General features: G+C 66.8%; 22 protein-coding genes. 12 read left to right on the forward strand and 10 right to left on the reverse strand.

Annotated elements, in window-relative coordinates; genetic code table 11:
* Positions 1-36: 36 nt before the first annotated feature.
* Both PV766_RS13050 and PV766_RS13055 read right to left on the reverse strand, forming a co-directional pair.
* A complete protein-coding gene (locus PV766_RS13050) occupies positions 37-1,695 on the reverse strand; it encodes a class I adenylate-forming enzyme family protein (protein ID WP_421097175.1) in 1,659 nt (552 codons plus the stop codon).
* 8 nt (positions 1,696-1,703) lie between these two features.
* The gene (locus tag PV766_RS13055; protein WP_421097176.1) at positions 1,704-2,678 is read right to left on the reverse strand and encodes a cyclase family protein; all 975 of its coding nucleotides are present in this window, start codon (positions 2,676-2,678) and stop codon (positions 1,704-1,706) included.
* A gap of 241 nt (positions 2,679-2,919) precedes the next feature.
* On the opposite strand from PV766_RS13055, the gene PV766_RS13060 reads away from it, so the two are divergent.
* Both PV766_RS13060 and PV766_RS13065 read left to right on the forward strand, forming a co-directional pair.
* The gene (locus PV766_RS13060; protein WP_421097219.1) at positions 2,920-3,798 is read left to right on the forward strand and encodes a helix-turn-helix domain-containing protein; all 879 of its coding nucleotides are present in this window, start codon (positions 2,920-2,922) and stop codon (positions 3,796-3,798) included.
* A 56-nt stretch (positions 3,799-3,854) separates the two neighbouring features.
* Entirely contained in the window at positions 3,855-5,108 is a 1,254-nt protein-coding gene (locus PV766_RS13065) for an acyl-CoA dehydrogenase family protein (protein ID WP_421097177.1), read from the forward strand.
* Between the two features lie 122 nt (positions 5,109-5,230).
* On the opposite strand, the gene PV766_RS13070 is transcribed toward PV766_RS13065, so the two are convergent.
* The 5 genes from PV766_RS13070 to PV766_RS13090 all read right to left on the reverse strand — a co-directional run bounded on the left by PV766_RS13070 (position 5,231) and on the right by PV766_RS13090 (position 9,337).
* A complete protein-coding gene (locus PV766_RS13070) occupies positions 5,231-6,274 on the reverse strand; it encodes a DUF5914 domain-containing protein (protein WP_421097178.1) in 1,044 nt (347 codons plus the stop codon).
* 2 nt (positions 6,275-6,276) lie between these two features.
* Positions 6,277-7,851: an FAD-dependent oxidoreductase gene (locus tag PV766_RS13075; RefSeq protein WP_421097179.1), complete on the reverse strand. Its 1,575-nt coding sequence runs from the start codon at positions 7,849-7,851 to the stop codon at positions 6,277-6,279.
* On the reverse strand, positions 7,848-8,189 hold the full coding sequence (locus PV766_RS13080; protein WP_129976827.1) for a lycopene cyclase domain-containing protein: 342 nt from the start codon (positions 8,187-8,189) through the stop codon (positions 7,848-7,850). Before PV766_RS13080 ends, PV766_RS13075 begins: the two co-directional genes overlap by 4 nt.
* A complete protein-coding gene (locus tag PV766_RS13085; protein WP_255161072.1) occupies positions 8,186-8,530 on the reverse strand; it encodes a lycopene cyclase domain-containing protein in 345 nt (114 codons plus the stop codon). Before PV766_RS13085 ends, PV766_RS13080 begins: the two co-directional genes overlap by 4 nt.
* 375 nt (positions 8,531-8,905) lie before the next feature.
* Positions 8,906-9,337 carry a hypothetical protein gene (locus PV766_RS13090; protein ID WP_421097180.1) on the reverse strand — a complete coding sequence of 144 codons (432 nt, stop codon included), beginning with the start codon at positions 9,335-9,337 and terminating at the stop codon, positions 8,906-8,908.
* Positions 9,338-9,723: 386 nt separating this feature from the next.
* Here PV766_RS13090 and PV766_RS13095 point away from each other — a divergent pair, with 386 nt between their 5' ends.
* Together PV766_RS13095 and PV766_RS13100 are read left to right on the forward strand one after the other, a co-directional pair.
* On the forward strand, positions 9,724-10,320 hold the full coding sequence (locus PV766_RS13095; RefSeq protein ID WP_129976829.1) for a hypothetical protein: 597 nt from the start codon (positions 9,724-9,726) through the stop codon (positions 10,318-10,320).
* Positions 10,321-10,418: 98 nt separating this feature from the next.
* Positions 10,419-10,859: a VOC family protein gene (locus PV766_RS13100; protein ID WP_421097181.1), complete on the forward strand. Its 441-nt coding sequence runs from the start codon at positions 10,419-10,421 to the stop codon at positions 10,857-10,859.
* Between the two features lie 79 nt (positions 10,860-10,938).
* On the opposite strand, the gene PV766_RS13105 is transcribed toward PV766_RS13100, so the two are convergent.
* The gene (locus PV766_RS13105; RefSeq protein ID WP_421097182.1) at positions 10,939-12,006 is read right to left on the reverse strand and encodes a hypothetical protein; all 1,068 of its coding nucleotides are present in this window, start codon (positions 12,004-12,006) and stop codon (positions 10,939-10,941) included.
* A 1,349-nt stretch (positions 12,007-13,355) separates the two neighbouring features.
* Between PV766_RS13105 and PV766_RS13110 the strand changes: the two genes are divergently transcribed.
* Positions 13,356-13,607 (forward strand): LysM peptidoglycan-binding domain-containing protein, encoded by a 252-nt coding sequence (locus tag PV766_RS13110; RefSeq protein WP_421097183.1) that lies wholly within the window; start codon positions 13,356-13,358, stop codon positions 13,605-13,607.
* Positions 13,608-13,647: 40 nt separating this feature from the next.
* Here PV766_RS13110 and PV766_RS13115 read toward each other — a convergent pair whose 3' ends face one another.
* Positions 13,648-14,085, reverse strand: a complete 438-nt coding sequence (locus PV766_RS13115; protein ID WP_064064085.1) for a carboxymuconolactone decarboxylase family protein — start codon at positions 14,083-14,085, stop codon at positions 13,648-13,650.
* Positions 14,086-15,078: 993 nt separating this feature from the next.
* On the opposite strand from PV766_RS13115, the gene PV766_RS13120 reads away from it, so the two are divergent.
* Positions 15,079-15,324, forward strand: coding sequence for a hypothetical protein (locus PV766_RS13120; protein WP_064064086.1), 246 nt, complete (start codon positions 15,079-15,081; stop codon positions 15,322-15,324).
* On the forward strand, positions 15,321-15,965 hold the full coding sequence (locus PV766_RS13125; protein ID WP_064064087.1) for a hypothetical protein: 645 nt from the start codon (positions 15,321-15,323) through the stop codon (positions 15,963-15,965). Before PV766_RS13120 ends, PV766_RS13125 begins: the two co-directional genes overlap by 4 nt.
* A 92-nt stretch (positions 15,966-16,057) precedes the next feature.
* Here the strand turns inward: PV766_RS13125 and PV766_RS13130 are convergent, their stop codons facing one another.
* The gene (locus tag PV766_RS13130; protein ID WP_421097184.1) at positions 16,058-16,297 is read right to left on the reverse strand and encodes a hypothetical protein; all 240 of its coding nucleotides are present in this window, start codon (positions 16,295-16,297) and stop codon (positions 16,058-16,060) included.
* A gap of 20 nt (positions 16,298-16,317) precedes the next feature.
* Here PV766_RS13130 and PV766_RS13135 point away from each other — a divergent pair, with 20 nt between their 5' ends.
* The 5 genes from PV766_RS13135 to PV766_RS13155 all read left to right on the forward strand — a co-directional run bounded on the left by PV766_RS13135 (position 16,318) and on the right by PV766_RS13155 (position 23,588).
* Positions 16,318-16,680 carry a hypothetical protein gene (locus tag PV766_RS13135; RefSeq protein WP_421097185.1) on the forward strand — a complete coding sequence of 121 codons (363 nt, stop codon included), beginning with the start codon at positions 16,318-16,320 and terminating at the stop codon, positions 16,678-16,680.
* Entirely contained in the window at positions 16,677-19,169 is a 2,493-nt protein-coding gene (gene pepN, locus PV766_RS13140; RefSeq protein WP_421097186.1) for an aminopeptidase N, read from the forward strand. The genes PV766_RS13135 and pepN overlap by 4 nt, the downstream gene beginning before the upstream one ends.
* Positions 19,166-20,296: an integrase gene (locus PV766_RS13145; protein WP_421097187.1), complete on the forward strand. Its 1,131-nt coding sequence runs from the start codon at positions 19,166-19,168 to the stop codon at positions 20,294-20,296. Before pepN ends, PV766_RS13145 begins: the two co-directional genes overlap by 4 nt.
* A gap of 138 nt (positions 20,297-20,434) precedes the next feature.
* Positions 20,435-21,118, forward strand: coding sequence for a DNA alkylation repair protein (locus tag PV766_RS13150; RefSeq protein ID WP_421097188.1), 684 nt, complete (start codon positions 20,435-20,437; stop codon positions 21,116-21,118).
* Between the two features lie 61 nt (positions 21,119-21,179).
* Positions 21,180-23,588, forward strand: coding sequence for a phosphoketolase (locus tag PV766_RS13155; RefSeq protein ID WP_421097189.1), 2,409 nt, complete (start codon positions 21,180-21,182; stop codon positions 23,586-23,588).
* Positions 23,589-23,590: the final 2 nt, after the last annotated feature.

Below are 23,590 nucleotides of genomic sequence, written 5' to 3' on the forward strand. Positions count from 1 at the left end.
TTCGCGGGGTCGACAGCGCTTCCGCCGTAACGACCGTCAGGAAGGTGTTGTGGTCCGCAGCCGGCGGCGCAGTAATTTACCCGTTGCCGTCTTGGGGATGTCGGGAATGATCTCGACGAAGCGTGGGCACTTGTAGGCGGCCAGCCGTTTCTTCGTGAATGCGATCAGTTCCTCGGGCGTGACGGTGGTTCCGGGCCGGAGGCTGACGAAGGCCTTGACCGTCTCTCCGCGGTATTCGTCGGGTACACCGACCACTGCGGCTTCGCGAACGGCGTCGTGTTCGTAGAGCACGTCCTCGACCTCGCGAGGCCATACCTTGTAGCCACTGGCGTTGATCTGGTCCTTCTTGCGGTCGATGATGTAGAACCAGCCGTCGCTGTCCATGTAGCCCACGTCGCCGGTGTGCAGCACTCCGTCCGGGATCGAGTTCGCGGTGGCCTCGGGCTTGTTCCAATAACCCGCCACCACCTGCGGCCCCGCGGTCACGAGCTCCCCGACCTCACCGGGGGGAAGGTGGTTGCCGTTGTCGTCGACGATCCGCACGACGGTGTCGTAGACCGGCACGCCCACGGAGGTCGCTCCGGTCAGCTCGTCGACCGGTGCCCGCCTGCCGAGCGGCACCGCGTGCGACGGGGAGGTCGTCTCGGTGAGACCGTAGATGTTGTGGATGTAGTGACCGAATCTCTCCTCGAACGCCGCGATGGTGCTCGGTGGGATCGGTGCTCCGCCGGAGTAGATCTTGGTCAGGCTCGCCAGGGCCTCCTTGCTCGCGTTCGGGGCGTTCATCAATGCGATGAACACCGTGATCGATCCGACGGTGAACGTGGCGCGTTGCTTCTCGATCGTGTCGATGGTGTCGGCCGGATCCATGCGGTGCATCAGCACCAGGGGTGCACCGGTCAGCAGCGACAAGGCGATGTGGCCGACGAGTCCGGTGATGTGGAACAGCGGCGCGACGCCGAGGACGACGTCGTCGGGGCCGATGTCGATCCAGTCCCGGTAGGTCTGCGCGTTGAACGCCACGTTGCGGTGGGTGGTCATCGCGCCCTTCGGCGGGCCGGTGGTCCCGGAGGTGTACGTCAGGAAAGCGACCGTGTCGGGGCGGATCTCGGCAGGGGGGACGCTCTTACCCCGGAAGGCCGCGAGCATCTCCGCCATGTCCGTGGTGCCCGCACACTCGATGCGTTGGACGCCGGCGAGGGTGCCACTGTTCGCACTCTGGTACTCCAACTCCGACGTGGTGATCAGGGTGCGCACGTCGGTCGACTCGACGGCCTTCGCTGCCACGTCGATGTACAGCGACTGCAGCGCCACCAGGACCGTCGCACCGGAGTCGTGCAGGATCTCCTCGAGTTCGCGTTCGCGGTACATCGGGTTGGCGGACACGGCGATACCACCGGCCTTCCACGTTCCGACCTGAGCGATGACGAACTGGGGCACGTTCTGTGCATAGATCGCGACTCGTTCGCCCGGACGGAACCCGGCGTCGAGGATGCCGGCGGCGAATGCATCGCTCAGTTCGTCGAGTTCGCCTGCGGTGATTCGGCCGTCGAAGTAACGGATGACGTCGGCGTCCGGATTGCGTTCGACGGTCGCCCGGAACATCGCCAGGGCATTGTCGAACTCGATCGTGCGTGGTTCCCGCTGCGCAGCGTCGTACTGCGACAACCACACCTTGTCGTCGTAGATGCTCATGGTTCGCCTCAGCGGATGACGATGGGGTTCACCGGGGCGCCGGTGCCGTTGACGATCTTCAGTGGCGCGGCGGTGTAGAGGAAGCTCCATCGACCGTCGGCGGCGCAGGCGTCGGCGAGATCATCGAGCCAGGCGATCTCCGTCAGAGTGACACCGAGATTGCGCATCAGGGCACAGTGCAGCGGCAATGCGACGCCGCTCTGCGGGTCGTAGGTCACCTCGTTGGCGATCGTGTCGGTCACCAGGTTCGGGATCTCCTTGTCCTGGAACCACTCGACGAGTTCGGGGGAATAGGTCAGGCCGGGTTCGCAGAATCCGTTGTAGAACTGTTCGGGGTTGTTCAGCTCGTACCAGTACTTGAGCCATCCGGTGCGGATGATCAGGATGTCGTGCGGTTCGATGGTCACGCCCTGGGCGGTCGCGGCTTCTTCGAGGTCGCGGTGGTCGAATGTCTCACCCTTGTCGAGATAGGACTTGCCGCGATGCCGGGCCATATCGATGAGAACGCCGCGGCCGACGATCCCTTTCTCCGCGATCGGGAGGACGGAGGCCTTCTCCATTCCTCCGACGGTGCTGCGTGCGTCGTATCCGTTCCACAGTTTGCCGTCGTACCAGACGTGTCCGAGCGCGTCGTACTGGGTCGATCCCTGAAGGAAGACCAGTGCGGTGTCGTCGGCGTAGTGCAGGCCGCCGGGGAACGCCGGTGCACCGTCACCGTCCCAGGAGCTCTCGTCGAGCACGTTCTGCCGCTTGATGCCTTCGCGACCCGGCCAGAGCGGGTCGCCGGGGCTCTCGGCGCGTCCCATATGAATCTGCAGGGTGAAGGTCTCGCCGGACTCGACGTGCCGCACCCCGCGCAGCACTTCGCTCGCGTCGAGGTAGTTCAGGGCGCCCAACTCGTCGTCGGGTCCCCACTTGCCCCAATTGCTCGGCGCGTTCTCTCCGAGCAGTTCACGCATCGCGGGAGCGTCGACCTCGGTCATGTTGTCCTCCATCGGGTAAACAGCGGGAGCGAGCACACGCTCGGTAAGTCTATGGTGCACGTCACACCTGCCGACGTCAACGTTTCGATGTGCTCGCGAAAATGCCTGCGGGGCAGCCGTGGAAGTGGATACGCTGCCCGAGGCGGTCGAGGATCGTGTATGCAGTGTTCAGCTATTCCAAACACGGGAGTGGTCGGTGGGCGCGGTTTCGGTCGACAGGTCGGCATCGGTCGGGGCAGGTCTGCGTCGGGTACGGATGGCGCGCGGCATGACGCTGCGGGGCTTGGCTCAGCGCATCGACGTCAGTCCGGCCACGCTGAGTCAGATCGAGAACGACAAGACCGGACTGACCGTCGATCGCCTGAACCGCATCGCCGACGCACTCGGGGTGAGGCCGGCGGAGATCCTCGAAGCCGGTCGGGCGGCGCTCGCGACACCGGTAGTGGAGCCGGGCGCCCCCGCTGCGATTCGTTCGGACCCAGCCGGGCAGGCCCAAGCACGCCGGCAGTGGCGCGAGTACGAACCGTTGTCGCTGGCGCCTGTGGTCCAGGCAGCGCTCGAGGAGATCCTCGCCGTGGGTTACCACGGCACGAGCATGCGTGAAATCTCCAATCGTTGTGGATTGTCGGTTCCCGGGATCTACAACTACTTCACCGGCAAGCAGGACATCCTGATGACGATCTATCAGGTGACGATGGACGACCTCGAGCAACGCACACGCGGGGCGCTCACCGAAGGCGCCGGCCGAGATCCCGTCACGGTCTTCACGCTGTTGATCGAGAACCTGGCCCTGTACCACACGCACCGCCGTGAACTCGGGTTCATCGGCACCAGTGAGATGCGTGCTCTCACACCGGAGAACCGGCAGATCATTGCCGGCAAGAGGAACTGGCAGCAGGCGGTCGTGGACGAGAAGGTACTGGCCGCCGTACGTGCCGGATCGTTCCGGGTCCGCAACCCCGAGGACGCCGCTCGCGCAGTGGTCTCGATGTGCACCGCCCTCCCCACCTGGTGGCGACCGGGAGGCCGGATGAGCCCGGAAGAGGTAGCAGACCTGTATGTGGAGTACGCCCTCGATCTCATGCAATACCGGGGCGCCGATCTCGCCCGCGGACCCTGACGGAACAACGAGCCGCCCATGACATCCCTTTCACGGCCCTTCGAGAAAGAACTCACATGACCGACGTAGCCGACAGCATGCTCACTGCGCAGACGAATACCGAATCGCTGGACCTCCGGCCCTCGCCCAGGGCACTCGAACTCGAGCAGACGCTGGTGGATTTCATGCACAGCCACGTGTTCCCTGCCGAACACGAGTACGAGACCTACCGCCGCAACGTCGGTCCCGACGACCACACCGTTCCACCCGTCATCGAAACCCTCAAGGACGAGGCCCGCAGGCGCGGCCTGTGGAATCTGTTCCTACCCTCCGAATCCGGCATCGGACAGCTGGACTATGCAGGACTCGCCGAGATCACCGGCTGGAGCCTGCATCTCGCACCCGAAGCCATCAACGGGCAAGCGCCCGACACGGGCAACATGGAACTGCTCCACCTGTTCGGTACCGATGAACAGAAAAAGCAGTGGCTCGACCCCTTGCTGAACGGGAAGATCCGGTCGGCCTTCTCCATGACCGAGATCGCCGTGGCCAGTTCCGACGCGACCAACATCGAGACCAGCATCGAGCGCGACGGCGACAGCTACGTCATCAACGGCCGCAAATGGTGGACCAGTGGCGCTGCGGACCCCCGATGCACCCTGCTGATCGTCATGGGAAAGACGGACCCCTCTGCCGACACCCACCGTCAGCAGTCCATGATCCTGGTGCCGATCGACACTCCCGGCGTCACGATCGTCCGCGACCTGCCGGTGTTCGGACGACACGACCAGCACGGGCACTGCGAAGTCGTCTACGACGACGTGCGCGTTTCCGCCGAGAATCTCCTCGGGGAGGAGGGCGGTGGGTTCGCCATGGCGCAGGCGCGTCTCGGACCCGGCCGCATCCACCACTGCATGCGCGCTCTCGGCGCCGCAGAACGGGCCCTGGCGCTGATGACCACCCGCGCCCAGGATCGTGTCGCCTTCGGCAAGACGCTGGCCGAGCAGGGTGTCGTCCAGCACCAGATCGCCGAATCGCGCGTCGCGATCGAACAGGCCCGGCTGCTGTGTCGTCTTGCAGCCAAGACCATCGACGAACACGGCAACAAGGCCGCAGCCCCCTACGTGTCCGCGGCGAAGATCGCGGTGCCGCGCATGACCCTCGAGGTGATCGACCGAGCGATCCAAGTGTACGGCGGCGCCGGTATCAGCGACGACGTTCCCCTTGCCGCGATGTACGGCTGGCACCGCGCGATGCGCATCTACGACGGCCCCGACGAAGTACACCTGCGCACGATCGCCAAGAACGAACTGCGCAGATATGCGAGGTAACTTCCGGGCCGAGGGAGTAACGCCCGCGTGGGCGATGAGCTCGGTTCCGGCCGGCGGAGGAACTTTCACGTCATGCGAACCGGGAAGACGACGCTCGAGCCGTTGCCCGAGGAGTGGATGGTTCAGGTCGACAGTCGGGGACCGATACCACGATCGACCAGGCTGCGCTGCCGATAACGCCGTTCAGCGTAGGCCAGATCGTCACGCCACAGTCGGGTCGCCGCCCTACGGAGTACTGGTGAGAGGGCACGGTGAGCACGGCGTGCAACGGCGAAGCCGCGCCGGGGAGAGTCGGCGAGGACGGCCTCGATGACACAGGTGCGCGGATGTCCGTCGGCTCCGACGCCCAGGGGTGTGGTGTGAGTTTCGACGACACTGCCGGTGCCTTCACCGTCGATGATGCGCATGACGACGGTACGAGGTTCCGGACTGGTGAACTCGGCCTTCACCGCGACGCCGAGCCCCCCGCCGACGCGGAAGGTCACAGCGACAACGAATCGGTCGCCGGTGTCGTCGGTGCGGTGGCGGCTGGGCGCGTCGAGGACCTCCAGGTGGGTGAAGGAATAAGGGTGGAACCACGCGCCGTGCCACGGGTCGAGTCGGTTGGCGATGATGTCGACCGGTTCACAGATTCCGGTGAGGGTCGCTACGGCCGCCAGGTGGGTACGGGCCGGCGGTCGTGGCGGGATGACCGGCGCGTCCAGTGGGGGTTCGTTGCCGATGTGGTCGAGACGGACCCAAGCCAGGACGCCGTCGTCGTGACTGGGAAACGGGGTCCACCCGTGCCCGGCGTCGGGGCCCAGGCGTAGTCCGTGCCAACGGCACACCAGGTTGTCGCAGTCGAGGACTGCCGAGGCCAGAGGCGCGCCGAGGTGGGGGCAGGCGCCGGGCCCGACATGAAGTTGTTGCCGAGAGTCGCGCCAGGCGACGAGTTCGACGCCGGCGACGGAGGCGGCCAGCGGGCGATCGGTACGGATGGCGTCGCCGGCGGCGAAGACGTACCAGTTGCCGGAGGGTCGTTGTTGTGCTCGATCGAGGATCGCGGTGATCACGCGGGGGTCGGCATCCTGGTAGGTGGGTTGTTGCCGCGCCCAGGAGGTCGGTGGGATCGGTTGCAGCGGCCACGTCCGAGGCCACCGTCGGTACATCGGTTCCGGAATGCTCATGGCTAGCGGCTTTCTCGAGCGGCCAGTCGTCGGAGCAGCGCCGATCGGCCTTGGGTGGGCACGGTGTACAGGTCGTGGCCGCTCACGCCCCAGCGGGTGAGCAGGTGGTTGGCTGCCGACCATCCGGTGGTGGCGGCCCGTTCCATCAACGCCACCGGTAGGTCGATACGGATTCCGTCCCCGGCCAGCACCAATCCGCGGTGTGGGGTGTCCACGGTGGGCCGGGAGGCGAAGTCTCCGGGGCCGAGTCGAGGGCAGTCGCGTCGGTACTGCAGGCGTTCGCCGAGAATACGGGCGTCCGCGGTTTCCGGATACAGGGTGTGCAGTCGCGCCGACATCTGCTGTCGCAGTGCGACCCGGTCCGGGTCGACGGTCGCGGTCTCGGGCAGGGCGTAGGCGTGCAGTTCGATCACCGATCCGCCGTGGCGATGAGCCCAGTGGCGGGCTCGGTCCTCGTAGCGGTTGACGACACTGATGTTGTCGAGCGGATGCAGGCTGCCGGTCCCCAGAAATGCCGGGCGGTCTTCGTCGACGGGCCGGTCGAGCCAGAGTCGCTGTACCAGGAATGCGGGCGCGGTGCCCAGGTGTTCGATTCGAGTCCGCCAGGCCGCGTCGCCGAGGGTGGGTGAGGCTGCCACGATACGGCCGAGCGCGCCGACATCGGTGGCCAGGACTACAGCGTCGGCATCCACCCAGGTGCCGGTGGTGTCGAAAAGCCGAAATGGAGCGCCGGTGGTGGTGTCGATGGCGGCAATGGAGACACCGGTGTGGAAGCGCACGGTGCCGGTACGGGACGGGACTCGCTCGGCTGTCAGATATTCGCGTAGCGGCTCCCACAGCTCGTCGAAGTTGGTGCCGGCCACATCGAAGAGCAGGCCCTCACTCGAGCCGAGGAAATAGATGTGGAACATGGTGGCCAGCTCCGCCGCGGACATGCGCGCCGGTTCGAGGAAGAAGCTGCGCGAGAACACCTCGAAAGCCAGGTGCCGGGCGGCGGCAGGGAAGTTGATCCGTTCCAGAAACGTCTCGGCATCGAGCCGGTCGAGTCGACGATAGATGTCGGGAACCGACACCGCTGCCAGCGGCGCCGCGGTACGGGGGTCGATGCGCATCAGGTCGCGCAGGCCGAATGTGGGGCTGCGCAGCACGAAGGCGAGCGCGTTCCATGGTGGCGTGCGAGGCAGACCGCGGAAGCTGTCTCGTCGACCGTGTGCATCGATCAGGGGGTAATCGTCGAGCGGTGTCAGGAAGCGGAGTTCGGGGTCGGTGCGGCGCAACAATGCCCGCAAGTTGTAGTACTGCCGGAAGAAGGCGTGGAATCCACGATTCATCGCGACGGGGGTGCCATCGGCGAGGTGGTCTGTCCAACCTCCGACGCGTCCGCCGAGGTAATGCTCGCGCTCGACGATGTCCACGCTCACGCCCCGTTCCGCCAGGCCGGTCGCGGCCGCGAGTCCGGCGATACCGGCTCCGACGACAACTACGTGCGGGCGTGCCGGGAGCAGTGCGGCGTCGGGCAGACCCGGTGGTGCCCGGTGCCGGATACGCCGCGGATCGACATGAGTGCGGGGCGTCATCGCGATTCTGGTGTCCGTTTCCGGTCGGCGCGCCGGTGACGGCGTTGCTCCCATGCGAGCAGCACTGCAGTGACCAATGCGAATCCGAACAGGAAGTCCTCGATCGGGATATCGAGCGGGAAGCGAACACCACTGATGTGGCGGTCGTTGTAGATCACGATCGGGGCGTGGAGCTTGGTGAGCCAGCCGTCCACCGGAATCTGGAAGCCGAGCACGATGGTCATGCTCAGCCAGTAGGCGGGCCGTCGGAACAGGCCGGTACGCAGGACCACCGTCTCGGCGAGACATACAGCCAGGACCGCGATCGCTGCAGGCAGCGTGTATCCGAGACCGGTCATGACCGTTGCCGCCCGGTTCGCCGTCGACCTTGTGGTAACCGGTCCGACAGAAATTCGACGGCGCCGTAGGTGAGCAGTCCACACAACGGAATCACGACGAAGAACAAGACTTCCTCGACCGGGAGGTGTCCCGGTAGTTCCACCCCGGTGACGTAGCGAGGATTGAAGCTCCAGACCCCGGCGGTAACGGCCAGCACATCCCAGGCCAGAAAGATGAGTGCCACCGGCGCGACAGCTCGGACGACGCGGGCCGGTTGCCGGTAGACCCGGGCACCCCACTCGAGGGGAGCGGTCACGATCAGGCAGGCCGCCAGGACGAACACGTAATGCCAGGAATCCATCTCACACTCCGCTCAGGGTGAAGGAGTCGATGCAGCTCGCGTTCAGCAGGGGCATCTCGGCCGACCGGCGGACTCCTGATCGCCGGGAGCGTCGCAACCGAGCACGGTTCGGACCATGATTTCAGCGCTACTCCGTCATTCTGCGGACGCGTGTCGACAACGCATCCGCGAATACAGCCAATCACGACATCGGTCCGGTCATGCCCGAATGGCGCAGAAAAGCACAGGGAGAGACACCGCAGTCGATCGGTGAGTAGATATCGGTGGCCCCGTCGATCAGCGACGATCGCCGGCGCGCGATCCGCCGAATGTCCGGTCAGGCCACGTCAGGAGCTCGGCGTGCCTGTCTGTCTGCGCGCCGTCGAGGTGGAGCTTCTACCGAGCCGCGACCGCTGTTCGCCGTCCGAGATCGAGTGCGTCGGTCACGAGGGCTACACCGATGCCCAACATCCACACGTCCTTGGCCACGGCGGTGCCGTCCTGGGTGGGTCGGATCGAGCCGTGCTTGTGCATGCCGGGGGTCTTCCAGTACATGGTCAGTAATCCACCACTGAAGGCCGCGAGTGCGGCCCCAGCAAGCGCGGAGGGCACGAACGGTGCGAGCAGTGCCAGGCCGAGGGTCGTTTCGGCCGCGGAGACCGTCTTGCCGAAAGTCTCCGGACGCATCGTGCGTACAGCGGGAACAGCGTTGGCGGCCATGCCCTGTAACCCGGCGGCAGCTTCGGAAGAAAGTGCTCGCTTACCGAGGCCCGAGTTGAGAATGAACGCGCCGGTTGTCAGACGCAGGGGAAGATGACTTACTCTCACAGCTTTTCTCCTCTGTGCGCAAGGTCGAACCTCGGGTCGAGCATCGGAGTACTTCGATCATCCCGCGGTCGACCGACTGACGCCACCTGTGACGTACCGCGAGTCGGCGAGGGGGACATCTTCGCTTTCGACGTACGCCACCGACCGCATCGATCCTTGTCGGCGACGGGGCCGAGTCCACGAAGGTCGGATTTCCGAAGTCGGGACGCTGGGACATGACGGTGGCCGAATCCATGCGCCCGTACCCACCGACCCAGTCGAGTGAGCGGTTGCTCTCGGATGGGGAGTCCGGTCCTGTTCGTAGTACGGGAGGACTCTGCCGCTCCGATTCGGGATCGCCGGTAAGGAGTGGACGAGTCATGCGCGTTGTGAGAAGACTGCCTCCTATGGTCACCGTGTTCGATTTCTCCTGGTCGCAGTTCCTCGGGTACGTGCTCATCCTCGTGGGCGTTCCCACACTGTTCGGTGCGGGAATCGTGCGGTTCGCCCGGCAGTCGGAGCAGGCCGCTCTCCGCCACGCACCGGCCCGCCGAAATTCGACACGGACCCGATTCACGGGCGCCGGTCGGCTCGGACTGTGGGCGACCGGCGCAGTAGCATTCGCGCTCGGATTTCTTTCCTGCGCAGGATGGTTGACCTGGTCGGCCGAATACGACGGGAAGTTCCGAGGTCCTGGCCTCCCTGCACCGAACGAGTTCCCCACCTGGCAGGTGATCGCCTGTGGAGTGACCGTAGTGCTGGCGTGCTTCTTTGCCGCTCATCGATCTCGCTGGGCGCTGAGCGGCGGGCTCGCGGCCGCAACAGGTACGGCTGCAGGGTTCACTACCGCATTCGGCGTGGTCGCCGGCACCGATGACACCGGTCAGGCTGGAGTAGGCGTCATGTTGTCGGAGCTGGGGTGGGGCCTCGGACTATGTCTGCTGATGATTCTCCGGTCTTCTCGGATCAAAGGCGCACGTAGCAGGGCAGTAGGTAAGCCGTAGAGCCGGGTGGCGGTCGGCAGCCACGCGCGATGTCGAGATCCGAGCACCGACTCCGTCCCGGCATCGAACGGACCGGACAACACCGAAGGATGGATCCCATGACACACGTGCGACGCTTCGATCACGTGGGCCTCACCGTTTCGGACCTCGAGGTCGCGACGGCGTTCTTCGTCGGACTCGGATTCGAGGTCGAGGGCACAGGCTCTGTCCAAGGCGACTTCCCGACGACCGTCTGTGGTCTCCCCGGCACGCACTGCGAGATCGCGATGCTCCGACCGCCGGACGGTGGAGCCCGGCTCGAGCTGGCGAGCTTCATCACGCCGGGTCACCTTCCTGGCTCGCCGGCAGCAATGCCGAACGAGCTCGGGATCCGCAATGTGTCGTTCGAGGTCGAAAACCTCCAGGCGGCCGTCGGCTCCGTTGCTGCGCAGGGATACGGGCTCGTCGGGGGCATCGGCGAGTACGAGAACAGCGTGCGGATGGCCTACGTGCGAGGACCCGACGGGATCATCGTTTCGCTGTTCGAACAACTCGGTTGACGCTCGCCTTCGCGGGCAGAGATCGGTGCCGAACTTTCCGAGCCGTTGGGGGACACGCATCCGATGAACAGCTGACGGCTCAGCCCTTGTCGAGTGCCCTCGCTGCCTCCAGATCGGCGCGCAGAGCGCGTGATTCGGTCCTGAGTGCGGCGTTCTCGGCCTGCTGTGTCCTCGTCTCGTCGCGCAGGGTGGTGATCTCATCGCGCAGCGTCGCCAGTTCGGCACGCAGTTCGTCGCCGCGCGCCCGTGCCGCAGTTTCGGCCGCCTGGGCGGTAGCAGCGGTGATGCGTGAGTCTTCGAGCCGGCTCCGCAGGTCGGATGCGCGTTCGCGCTCGGTTGTGAGTTCGGTGTCGAGACGTTCTCGGGTTGCGACCTCCCGGTCGAGAACCGCCTGCAGGCGCGTGATTTCGGCACGCAGGTCGGTGATTTCCCCGGTCGCCCGCTCGTGCTGTGCAGTGGCGTCGTCGAGTTGCCGTCGCTGCGAAGAGAGGGACTCGTCCTGCTGGGCGATCGTCGCCCGCAGCTCGCCGAGGGTCCGCGTATGTTCGGCAGCCGCAGCCTCGAACTCGTCCTTCCACCGTTGCAGCGTCGCGGCGTGCTCGTCCTTCGATCGAGTCAGCTCGGCGTTGTGCGCTTCTTCGAGTCCGCGCATCTGTTCGGCGTGAGCGGCACGGGCGTCGGCGAGTTCGGCGTCGACGGCAGCGACAGCGGCATCCGCGTTGTCGCGGTCTTCGATCGACTGGGCGAGTTGCTCGCGTAACCGCACGACCTTCGCGTCGGCGTCGGCTTTGACCTTGGCGAGTTCGGCGGCGGCCCGTGTCATCTGCGCTTCGAGAGCCTCGGCATCGGTGAGCTTGTCGACCGCGGTGGTGATCCGCTCGGCGATCGCGGCGTGCTGCTCGACGGTATTGCTGGCCAGGGCACGCAGTGCGGTGGCGGCAGCCGTCAGGGCGGAGACCGCGTCGTCGGGGCTTTCGACCACGGGTGGGGCCATGCCGACCGCTTCCTTCTTGGCGCGCTCGCGTTCGCGGTAGGCGCGCACACGGTCGGCTGCGGTGGCGTACTTCCGAGGGCGCCCTACCCGGGGCTTGGGTGAGTCGTCCGCCTGCGAGGTCGCTTCGGGTGCAGGGGGGTTCGTGTCGGTCATGGATGTCCTCGTCGTGGTGCCTCGAAGGGTCAGTTGCAGGGCATCTTACCTCATTTCATTACGTAATTACGTGTCAGGATTGAAACGAAAAGAAACGATATGAAATGTTCTGAACTGGGAAAATAACAAAAATGGATTATTTCGTCACGACTATTGCGATTGGAGTGCATACGGTTCGATACGAAGTCGGACGCGGCCACTGATCGTCATAATCCTCACTTATGACGATCACGCGGATCGCGACGTCGAAAACTGTGCACCCCTCCGGGCGGAGACATGGCAGGGGTCTCGGGGAGGGAGCCCATATTTGTGGCAGCGGTCACCGGATGCGCGGAGCGCACGTTGTCCACTGTCTGCCCCGGCCGGCGGATGCGATGAAAGACCGTGCGGCGCTCGGCAGTCCGCGCTCGATCGAGCGAGCACATCGAAGAAGGAGATAGTCGAATAGGCTCTGCCGCAGCGTTCCGCGCGGATGTTCTCGTCGCCGGCATCACGCAGCCGATCGAGACGGGATCGTCGTCCGGACTCGGATCTCTCACCGCTGTGGTCGCACCGAGATCCTCCTCCTGGTGTCCCCGGATGATTCGCCGCCCTCGGTACCGGATTCGACGCGGTTGTCCGGACGAGCGGCCCTCGAGACGGCGCTCGGAACTCGCGACCTGCCGACCCGACACGGCGGACAGCTCCCGCGATAGTGGGCGGGCGGCTCCAGAGGGTCGTAGCATCGAGCGCATGGTCCTCTTCTACGAGATCGCCCTCGTGATCGCGTCGGTGCTCATCGCGTGGTTCGCGGTGTACGTGCTGTACCGGCTCGTCACCGACGAATCCACCAGCCGGCACTGACAGGTCGCCGCCCGGCCGGCCGTGCGCCGACGCGGCGGCTCGGCGGCGCACGGCCCGGACTCAGTGAGCCCGGGGGTACGTCGGACGCCGGTATCCCACCTTGTCGAACACGTTCCGCGTGCTTTCCGGGGTGCGCAACGGTCGTGAGGGCGGACACCATGACCGGCAGTGCGTTCCGTCCCGAGCGCACCTACGACCGAGTCGATGGGGACACCTCGAGAACGTCGTGATGAGCGCTCGCACTCGTGCGGGTTCGGTGCCGCACCCCTCTTTGCCGACCACTGCTGCCACCGACGTAGTCGAAGGGACTCGTCGGTAGTGAATTCGGGTAGCGCGCTACGCGTGTACCTGCTGCTGATGGTGAGCAGCATGGTCATCGGCGGCTCGATCCGAATCGCCGACGTCCATCGCTTCTCATTCCCGAACTCGGGGACGTCGGGCACCACACCGTGGTCGCAGGGTAGACGCTCTCGGAACTGGCACGTCGCTGGTACGGCGAGGCGCAGTTGCATCCGATCATCTCGTTCCCCAACCGCATCGCCGACCCCGACCACGTCGAGGTCGGACGCGTGCTGATCCGTCCGGGACTCAATTTCCGGCACACCGTCGTCGCCGGCGATACCCTGCGGGTCTTGGCGCAACACCACTACGGGAACGCGGAGATGTTCCCGATCGTTGCGGCTGCCGATCACATCGCCGATCCGAACAAGATCACTGTCGGGCAGGTGTTGTTCTTCCCGGACCTCACCGACTTCTGACGCGGGAGATCTTCCGGTCGGCGGTGGTGTCCGGCGCAGGTCACGGGGCGACGGGGTAGTGGCTTCGGACGGCGATGCGGTTCCACGCGTTCATGACGATCGTGAGCCACGTGATCGCGGAGACCTGCTCGTCGCTCAGTGATCCGTTGTCCCACTCGTGACCGCCGGGCTCCATGGGGTGCGTGACGTCTTCGGCGAGCGCGAGCGCGGCCCGCTCCTGTTCGGTGAAGTACTGCGATTCCCACCACGCGGCAAGGACCGCGAGACGATCGGTGGTCTCGCCCTTGTCGAGCGCGTCGCGTGTGTGCATGCGCAGGCAGAACGCGCATCCGTTGAGCTGCGACGTCCGGACCTTCACCAGTTCGGCCAGCTTCGCATCGAGTCCGGCTCGCGCGACGGCCTCCTCGACCTCCTTGTTCAGGGCCAATACGCTCTTGTAGGCGGCCGGGTGCTGCTTACCGAGGTTGACATGCGCCATCGTGAATGTCCTTCCGGCGAGCGATACCGGTCGGAACGACCGGCTGCTCCATTCTGTCAGCCACGTCCGGGCCGGTGGGGGCGGATTTTTGCATTGCGACCAGAGGTCGGCCGGTCCCGGTCCGTCGAGTTCCGGGGATTCCTGCCACCGGTAGTCCATCTGTCGCGCGACCCGGCACGCCGGTTCGTGGTCGACGAGCGAGAACGGATGCAGTGCCAGATCAGCAGGACGTCGAACGGCGGTGCGGCAGCGATCGAAACATCGGTGGGGACCCGCAGGCCACCGCGTGCGCCACCGTGTTCGCCGATTCGCGTAGTGCTCTACTCGCGAGTTGCCCGTGAAGCGACGCGAAAGTGGATGTCACGCAGGGAGGGAACCATGATGACACCGTCACGCCGACACAGCGCCTTGTTCACGCTTTGCCTTGCAGTGGTTCTCGTTGGTGGGATGTCCACAATGCACGCAGCAGCACAGGAGAAACCCGGAGTCGATGCGTGTTCGACCTGTTCGGGGCCCGACCGAGGAGAGACCGAGTCCGGTACCGAAGGAGGGACGTCGGGAAGCGATGGATCCGGTTCGAAGCGCGGTTCCGGTGGAACGGGTGGCGAAGTCGTCATTCCGCGGATCCCGATTCCTACCCTCTCGTGGCCACCCCCTCGACCCCCTACGTGGACGCCGCCGCAGTGGACTCCACCTTCATGGTCGCGGCCTTCTGTGCCGTCGTGGACACCAGAGGTGACTCCATCCCCACCGCAGCGCCTCGAATCTCTGCAGCTGCGGTCGGAACAACCAGGAGCCACCACCGTCGAGGACACAGTTGCGCCGGCCGGTCCTACCACCCCAGGGGTCGAAGCAGGCCGGAGTCGAGCACCCGACGACAGCGCGCCACCCGCGCCGCCACCCGAATCCGAAGTCGGGTCGGCGCCGCTCGCTCCACCGGCACCATCAGAGTCACCGGCACCCTCACCGCTACCGGCTCCGTCGACTGCCGATGTGGAGTCGAAGGCGGTCGTCACGGACTTCCAGGCATGGCTGCTCTTCGCCGCGGCACTGGCCGGGACGTTCCTGATGGTGCGGGTCGCGCGTGCCCACCGGCGGTACACATCGCGCCGCGACCTCGTCACCCGCTTCGAAACCCGGCTCGCCGCAACACCCGTCGTGGTCGATATGCCAGAGGATCCACTACCTACCCGCTCCATCCATCTCGAACTGAGAATCTCGAACCAGGAGGAGTCATGACCACCGTCGAGACTCACACCACCCTTCGAGCGCTGGTGTTCGACCGCGCCGACGACGCCGCTCTGACCGAGCAGATGACGTCGAACCTCCCCCGCCGGGGACTCGCGGACGGGACGCGCGGCGCGCGTCTTCCCCGCGCGGCCCTGAAGCTCGTCGAAAGTCGGATCCTGGCCACGGCCCTGAGTCTTCTCGACGACGATCCCGGCCCGCTGTTCGCGAAAGGACTCGGAGCCCTACAGGAGGTGATGGGCGCGGCTCGAGCCACCCGGGCGGACCCGGGTCGCCGGGTGGTCGCGACCATTCAGGATCCCTACCGGATCCCGGTCCGTCGCTCCGCCTACGTGGCGTTGCTCGTCGAGAACCAGGAATCGGCGCGCGTCGACTTCGATTTCGACGTCGTCTTCGCGATGGGACACACCAGCATCTCGCTTCGGCACGGCGCAGTCGACTTCATCGAGTGCGATGCCGGCGAGCTCACGGTGAGCCTGTCGCTTGCCGGCGCGGCGCCACCCTTGCTGAGTCGTAAAGCGGACTTCCCGGTGCACTGGGAGGTGCGACCACCGATTCGGGTTCCGATTCCCGAACCGGGTCCGGAGGAGCGGATTCGCTCTCGTCCGCGGCGGCGTCCCTATGGGACGTGACGCCCCTCGAGCTGTCCTCCGTCGGGCGGTGTTCTGTTCGACGGAGGACACCCCACCGAACAGGCGGCATCGCGAGAATCGATCCCGCCGGATCAGTGGGTGCGGTCGTACTCGTCCTGCGCGGCGACGATGTCGACGAGTTGCTCCTCATGCCCGGCCGCGAAGTGGAGCAGCGACCACCTCGGCACACCGACATCATCGACGCTGCGAAGACCACGAGCGTCGCGTTCATCACCGACACCTCCCTTCTGCTCGTCGCCCCCCAGCCCGTTGATCCTCGCCGGTGAACACGAGGCCACCGAGGAACGGCTCGCCGCTCCGACATCGACCACGCGTTCCTTCGCAACGGCTGGTGCCGGAAGAACTACGAGAACGGGGACACGCCGGTGTCGTCCACGAACTCGGCGGTCGACGACCGACCTACACCGAACTGGCAGAGGTCCACTCCGGCATCGTCGGCGTGCCCGTCACCTACACGGATCTGCCGAAGGAGGAGCACTCGAGGATCCTCGAGATCGCCGGAGTGCCCGCACAGTTCGCCACCGTCCTCGCCGACTCGGACACAGACATCGCCGTCGGTGCGCTCGACACCGACAGCGGAGATCTCGAACGACTCATCGGATGTCCCGCGCCACCGGCTGCGGAGGCGATCGGTGCCCGACAGCCGCTAATACCGCCGAGTCCGGGCGCGTGGTGGCAGGATCGGGACTCGTGAGCTCCGCGAATCTGACCCGTGCCGAAACTGCCGCCCGCGCCCGCGCACTCGACGTGCACTCCTACCGCGTCGAACTCGACCTGCGGGGTGCCGTCGATGCCCGCCGCACCGGATTCCCCACGGTCACGACGCTCGAATTCACTGCCTCGACCGAGGAGGTCTGGCTCGATTTCATCGGTGATTCCGTCGAGTCGGTGACCGTCAACGGCGAGCTCGTGCCCGTCGTGTACGACGGCGCTCGGATCGCGATCGGTGGCCTGAAGGCGATCAACGTCGTCACCGTCGTCGCGACCGGCCGTTACAGCCGGTCCGGGGAGGGGCTGCACCGCTTCGTCGACCCCGTCGACGGCGAAACCTACCTCTACACCCAGTACGAGCCGGCCGACGCCCGCCGCGTCTTCGCGTGCTTCGAGCAGCCCGACCTCAAGGCGCCGTTCACGTTCGTGGTCACCGCGCCGCGCCGATGGCAGGTGCTGTCGAACGAGGCCGCCGAGCGCACCGTGCAGCGCGACGACACGCAGACCGTGACGTTCGCGCCGACCCAGCCGATCTCCACCTACATCACCGCGATCGTCGCCGGTCCGTACCACCGGGTCGAGTCGTCGTGGAGCCGCGACGAGCTGACGGTGCCGCTGGGGGTGCTGTGCCGCGCCTCGCTCGCCGAGCATCTCGACGCCGACGAGATCATCGAGGTCACGCGGCAGGGCATGGACTTCTACGCCGAGCACTTCGACTATCCGTATCCGTTCGGCAAGTACGACCAGGTGTTCGTGCCCGAGTACAACCTGGGCGCGATGGAGAACCCCGGGTGCGTCACCTTCACCGAAGCCTACGTCTTCCGCGGCGCGGCGACCGCCGCCCAGCACCAGGGACGCGCGAACACGATCCTCCACGAGATGGCACACATGTGGTTCGGCGACCTGGTGACCATGAAGTGGTGGGACGACCTGTGGCTCAAGGAGTCGTTCGCCGACTTCATGGGCGCCTTCACCAGCGCCGAGGCCACCGAGTTCACCGACGCCTGGGTTGCCTTCGCGAACCGCCGCAAGGCTTGGGCGTACCTGCAGGACCAGCTGCCCACGACCCATCCGATCGTCGCCGACATCGTCGATCTCGAGGCCGCGAAGCTGAACTTCGACGGCATCACCTACGCCAAGGGTGCGAGCGTCCTCAAACAGCTCGTCGCCTACGTCGGCCGCGACGCCTTCTTCGAGGGTGCCCGCCGGTACTTCCGCACCCACGCCTTCGGGAACACCACCCTCGACGATCTGCTCGTCGAGCTGTCGAGCACCTCCGGCCGCGACCTGTCGTCGTGGGCACAGGCATGGCTGCAGACCACCGGCGTGTCCACCCTGCACCTCGAGGCGGCGGGGGACTCGTACGAGATCGTGCAGAGCGATCCGCGCCCGCACCGCCTGGCCGTCGGCTGTTACGACCCCGACGACTCCGGCGACCTCGTACGTACCCACCGCGTCGAGGTCGACCTCGCGGACGAGCGCACCCCCGTCGAGCTGCCCGAGGCGGCGCTGGTGCTGCTCAACGACGACGACCTCACCTACGCGAAGGTCCGCCTCGACGCGCGGTCGCTCGACACGGTCGAGTCCTCCCTGGACCGCGTCCGCGACCCGCTCACGCGCGGACTGCTGTGGTCGGCGCTGTGGAACGCCACCCGCGACGGTGAACTCGCCGTCGACCGCTATCTGTCCATGGCCGCCCGGTTCGCTCCGCACGAGGCCGACATCGCGCTGCTGACCGCGGTGCTCGCCAATGCGGCCCACGCCGTCGAGCACTATGTGCCCGCCGCGGGGCGGACGGATGCGCGGTGTCGGTGGCTGGACGCGGTGTGGGACGGGCTGCACGGCGCCGCACCCGGCAGCGACGCCCAGCTGGCATTCGCCCGCGCGGTCGGTGTCGCGGCGAGCGTCGACGACCGGCACGCCGCCGACCTGCGGGCGATCCTGTGCGGCACCGTCGCACCGCCGGAGGGGCTGCGCCTCGACCCCGACCTGCGGTGGAGCTGGTGGGCGGCGTTGACGACCACCGGCGACGCCGACGAGGCCGACCTCGACGAGGAACTGCGCAACGACGACACCGCCTCGGGACGCACCGCTCACCTGCGCGCGCTCGCCTCTCGTCCGCGCGCAGAGGTCAAGGCGCATGCGTGGGCGACGATCCTCGCCGATCACACTCTCACCAACGACCATCTCGATGCGACCATCGCCGGGTTCCGTGCCGGGGAGCGCCGCGACCTGATCTCCGCCTACGACACCGACTATTTCGCGGTGCTCCACGAGACCTGGAGCGGCCGCAGCATCGAGATCGCCCGCCGCATCGTCATCGGGTTGTTCCCGGCGGCCGACAGCCTCGACCCCGTCGACGCGTGGCTCGACGCCCACACCGACGCCCCGGCCGCGCTGCGGCGCCTCGTAATCGAACAACGCGACCACCTCGCCCGCGACATGCGTGTCCAGAGGATCACCACGCCGTGACGAGCCCGGATCTGCCCCGCCCCGAGGTACCCGCGGTACCGGACACGGTCGCCATCGCGATGCGGCGGCTGCGGGAGAAGGCGGCCTCGGAGAACACCCGCGTCGCCCAACTCGGCGACTGGACCATCTTCACCCGCTGGTGCGAACGCACCGGGCACAGTCCGATGCCGGCGACCGCCGAGCAATTGAGCTGGTTCCTCACCGAGAAGGCCGCCGAACTGCGCCCCGACGGACGCTGGGCGTACGCGCCGTCGACGCTGTCGCGGTGGGTATCGACCATCAACAAGATGCACGCGTTGGCCGGACTTCCGAAACCCGGTGGACACGAATCGGTTCGGGATCTACTGCGTGGCATCCGGCGTGATCGGGCCACCCCGCCGGCGCGGCGCACCCCGCTGCTCACCGACGACATCCGCACCATCCTCACCGCAATGCGCACCGACGCGGCCGACGCCGGGTGGGCCGACCGCGTCGCCGAACGCCGCGACTCGGCATTGCTGCTCATGGGACTGGCCGGTGCGCTGCGCCGCTCCGAGCTGACCGGGCTCGTCGTCTCCGACGTAATCCCGCACCGCGCCGACGGGCTGTACGTGACGGTCCGCCGGTCCAAGACCGACCGCAGCGCCCGCGGCCGCACCGTCACCCTGCCGTACGGATCGGATCCGCACACCTGCCCGGTGTGCGCGTATCGACGCTGGCGAGAGGTACTCGACGCGTGGGACGAGTCCGGACGCGACGCGGTCGTCGACCTGCTGGGCACCGCCGCGCCCGACCCGGCCGAGCACTGCTGCCGGGGCCTGGCGGCCGGGCGCCCGCAGGACGGCGACCGGCCCCTGTTCCGCCCGGTGCACCGCAGCGGCGCCGTGGGCGCGACGGCCCTGTCCGGACAGTCCGTGCACTCGATGATCCAGCGCCGCGCCCGTCGCGCCGGCTTCAGCGACGACCTCGTCGCGACCCTCGGTGGGCACAGCCTGCGGGCCGGGTTCGTCACCCAGGCGGTGCGCGGCGGCGCGACCACACAGACGATCATGACGCAGACCGGGCACGCGGACGAACGGATGGTCGCGTTGTACAGCCGCCACCACGCCGGTCTCGTCGGCAACGCCGTCACTCGGCTCGGGCTGTAACCACGTCGCGAAAGAACTTCGGTGGATCCGACCCCGCTCGGCGGGGCCGAACCCACCCGGATCGAGCGTGAACCGACCCAGACTGTGGGCCAGCGCTCGTAGGCTGAGGCGCGACCGACACACGGACAGGAGATCGCGGTGGCACAGACGACAACGGACGCTCCGACCGTCGACGAGCTGCTCTCCGAACTCGCCGCGCTCGACGACCCGAAGATCCGTGCGGTCAACGAGAAGCACGGCGACGATCACGGCGTGAACCTCAGTGCCTTGCGTTCCGTCGCCAAGCGGGTGAAAACGCAGCACGAGCTCGCACAGCAACTCTGGGCCACCGGCGACACCGCCGCCCGCCTGCTCGCCTTGCTGATCTGCCGCCCCACTGCGTTCACCGTCGACGAGCTCGACGCGATGGTCCGTGAGACCGGCACCCCGAAGGTGCACGACTGGTTCGTCAACTACGTCGTGAAGAAGAACCCGCATGCCGAGGAGCTGCGGGCACGGTGGATGACCGACCCCGATCCGATCGTCGCGAGCGCCGGCTGGGCGCTCACCGCCGACCGCGCCGTCAAGGATGCCGACGGGCTCGACCTGTCCGGCCTGCTCGACACCATCGACGCGCAGATGCGCGACGCCCCGGAGCGTCTGCAGTGGGCGATGAACACGTGCCTGGCGCAGATCGGCATCGAACACCCCGACCACCGCGCCCGCGCGCTCGACATCGGCGAACGCCTCGAGGTACTGAAGGACTATCCCACCTCGCCGGGCTGCACGTCGCCCTACGCGCCGAGCTGGATCGGCGAGATGGTGCGGCGACGGGGCGAGTGAGCCCGTCGCCGGATGGGTACCGCTGCAACGAGCACCCCGGTCGCCGACGACGAGGAATCCGATGTCACTTCGCACCCCGCAGATCAGTTCCGACGCAGCCTCCGAGCCGGGGCCCGCGATCGATCCGGAGTTCGACACGCTCGACGCGTGGTGGCGGGCCGCGAACTACCTGTCCGTCGGACAGATCTACCTCATGGACAACCCGCTGCTGCGCGAACCGTTGCGGCCCGAACACATCAAACCGCGCCTGCTCGGGCACTGGGGCACCACACCGGGCCTGAACTTCGTGTACGCGCACCTCAACCGCGCGATCACCGCCCGCGATCTGGACATGATGTACGTCATGGGTCCCGGCCACGGCGGACCCGGACCGGTGGCCGCGGCGTGGCTCGAAGGCACCTACAGCGAGGTCTACCCGGACGTCTCCCGCGACGAGGACGGCATGCGGCGCCTGTTCCGCCAGTTCTCGTTCCCCGGCGGCATTCCCAGCCACGTCGCCCCCGAGACACCCGGGTCGATCCACGAGGGCGGCGAACTCGGTTATTCCCTCTCGCACGCCTACGGCGCGGCCTTCGACAATCCCGATCTGATCGTCGCCGCGGTCGTCGGCGACGGTGAAGCAGAGACCGGGCCGCTCGCCGCGAGCTGGCATTCGACGAAATTCGTCGACCCGCGACGCGACGGCGCCGTGCTGCCGATCCTGCATCTCAACGGTTTCAAGATCGCCAACCCGACGGTGCTCGCCCGCATCGGAGAGGACGAACTGATCTCGCTGCTGCGCGGCTACGGGCACGAACCGATCGTCGTCGCCGGCGACGATCCCACCGACATGCACCGGCGGTTCGCCGCAGCCCTCGATCGGGCGCTCGATCGGATCTCCGAGATCCGGCAGACCGCCCGCAGCACCGGCGACGCGACCCGCCCGGCCTGGCCGATGATCGTGCTTCGCTCCCCGAAGGGCTGGACCGGCCCGGTGGAGGTCGACGGCGCACCGGTCGAGGGCACGTGGCGCGCCCACCAGGTGCCCATCGGCGATCCCCGTGGCGACGAGCATCACCGCCGTGATCTCGAAGCCTGGCTGCGCAGCTATCGGCCCCACGAGTTGTTCGACGACGACGGCGCTCCCGTCGCGGCCCTGCGCGATCTGGCACCGCGCGGCACACGGCGGATGAGCGCCAACCCACACACCAACGGGGGAGCGGTGCTGCGCGATCTGGTCCTGCCCGACTTCCGCGACTACGCCGTCGACGTCCCCGAACCGGCCACCGCCACCGCCGAAGCCACCCGAGTCCTCGGCACCTTCCTGCGCGACATCATGCGGCGCAACGACGAGAACTTCCGCGTGTTCGCCCCGGACGAGAACAACTCCAACCGCCTCGACGCCGTCCTCGACGCCACCGACCGCACCTGGAACGCACGCATCGACCCGGGCGACGACCGTCTCGCCCCCGACGGCCGGGTCATGGAGATCCTGTCCGAACACACCTGCCAAGGCTGGCTCGAGGGCTACCTGCTCACCGGACGGCACGGATTGTTCTCCAGCTACGAGGCTTTCGCGCATCTGGTCGACTCGATGGTCAACCAGCACGCGAAATGGCTCCTCACCACCAACCGTATCCGGTGGCGCCGGCCGATTCCGTCGCTGAACTACCTGCTCACCTCACACGTGTGGCGACAGGATCACAACGGCTTCTCGCACCAGGACCCCGGTTTCATCGACCACGTCGTCAACAAGAAACCCGAGGTGGTGCGCGTGTATCTGCCGCCGGACGCCAACACCCTGCTCTCGGTGGCCGACCACTGCCTGCGCACCCGCCAATACATCAACGTGATCGTCGCGGGTAAGCAACCCGCCGTGCAGTTTCTCGACATCGACGACGCGATGACCCACTGCCGCAAGGGTATCGGAATCTGGCAGTGGGCCTCGACCGACCGGGACGCCGAGCCGGATGTGGTGCTCGCCTGCGCCGGGGACATCCCCACGACGGAAACCCTTGCGGCCGTCGACATCCTGCACCGCCGCTTTCCCGACCTGCGGATCCGGGTGGTCAACGTCGTCGACCTCATGCGCCTGCAGGATGATCGGGCGCATCCGCACGGCCTGCCCGACGCGCACTTCGACGCGTTGTTCACCACCGACAGGCCGGTGGTCTTCGCCTACCACGGTTATCCGTGGCTGATCCACCGCCTCGTCTACCGGCGCACCAACCACGAGAACTTCCACGTCCACGGATACATCGAGGAGGGCACCACCACCACGCCGTTCGACATGTGCGTGCTCAACCGCATCGACCGCTACCACCTCGCCCTCGACGTCCTGGACCGCGTCGAGAGGATCCGGCCGATCGCCGGGCACGCCCGTGACGAACTCGAGAACATCCTCGCCGAACACACCCGCTACGTGCGCACCCACGGTGAGGACATGCCGGTGATCACCGACTGGCACTGGCAGGGGGTCGGAATCGACTGAAC

The sequence above is a fragment of the Rhodococcus sp. As11 genome, assembly GCF_048957735.1.
GTDB classification, from domain to species: domain Bacteria; phylum Actinomycetota; class Actinomycetes; order Mycobacteriales; family Mycobacteriaceae; genus Rhodococcus; species Rhodococcus gordoniae.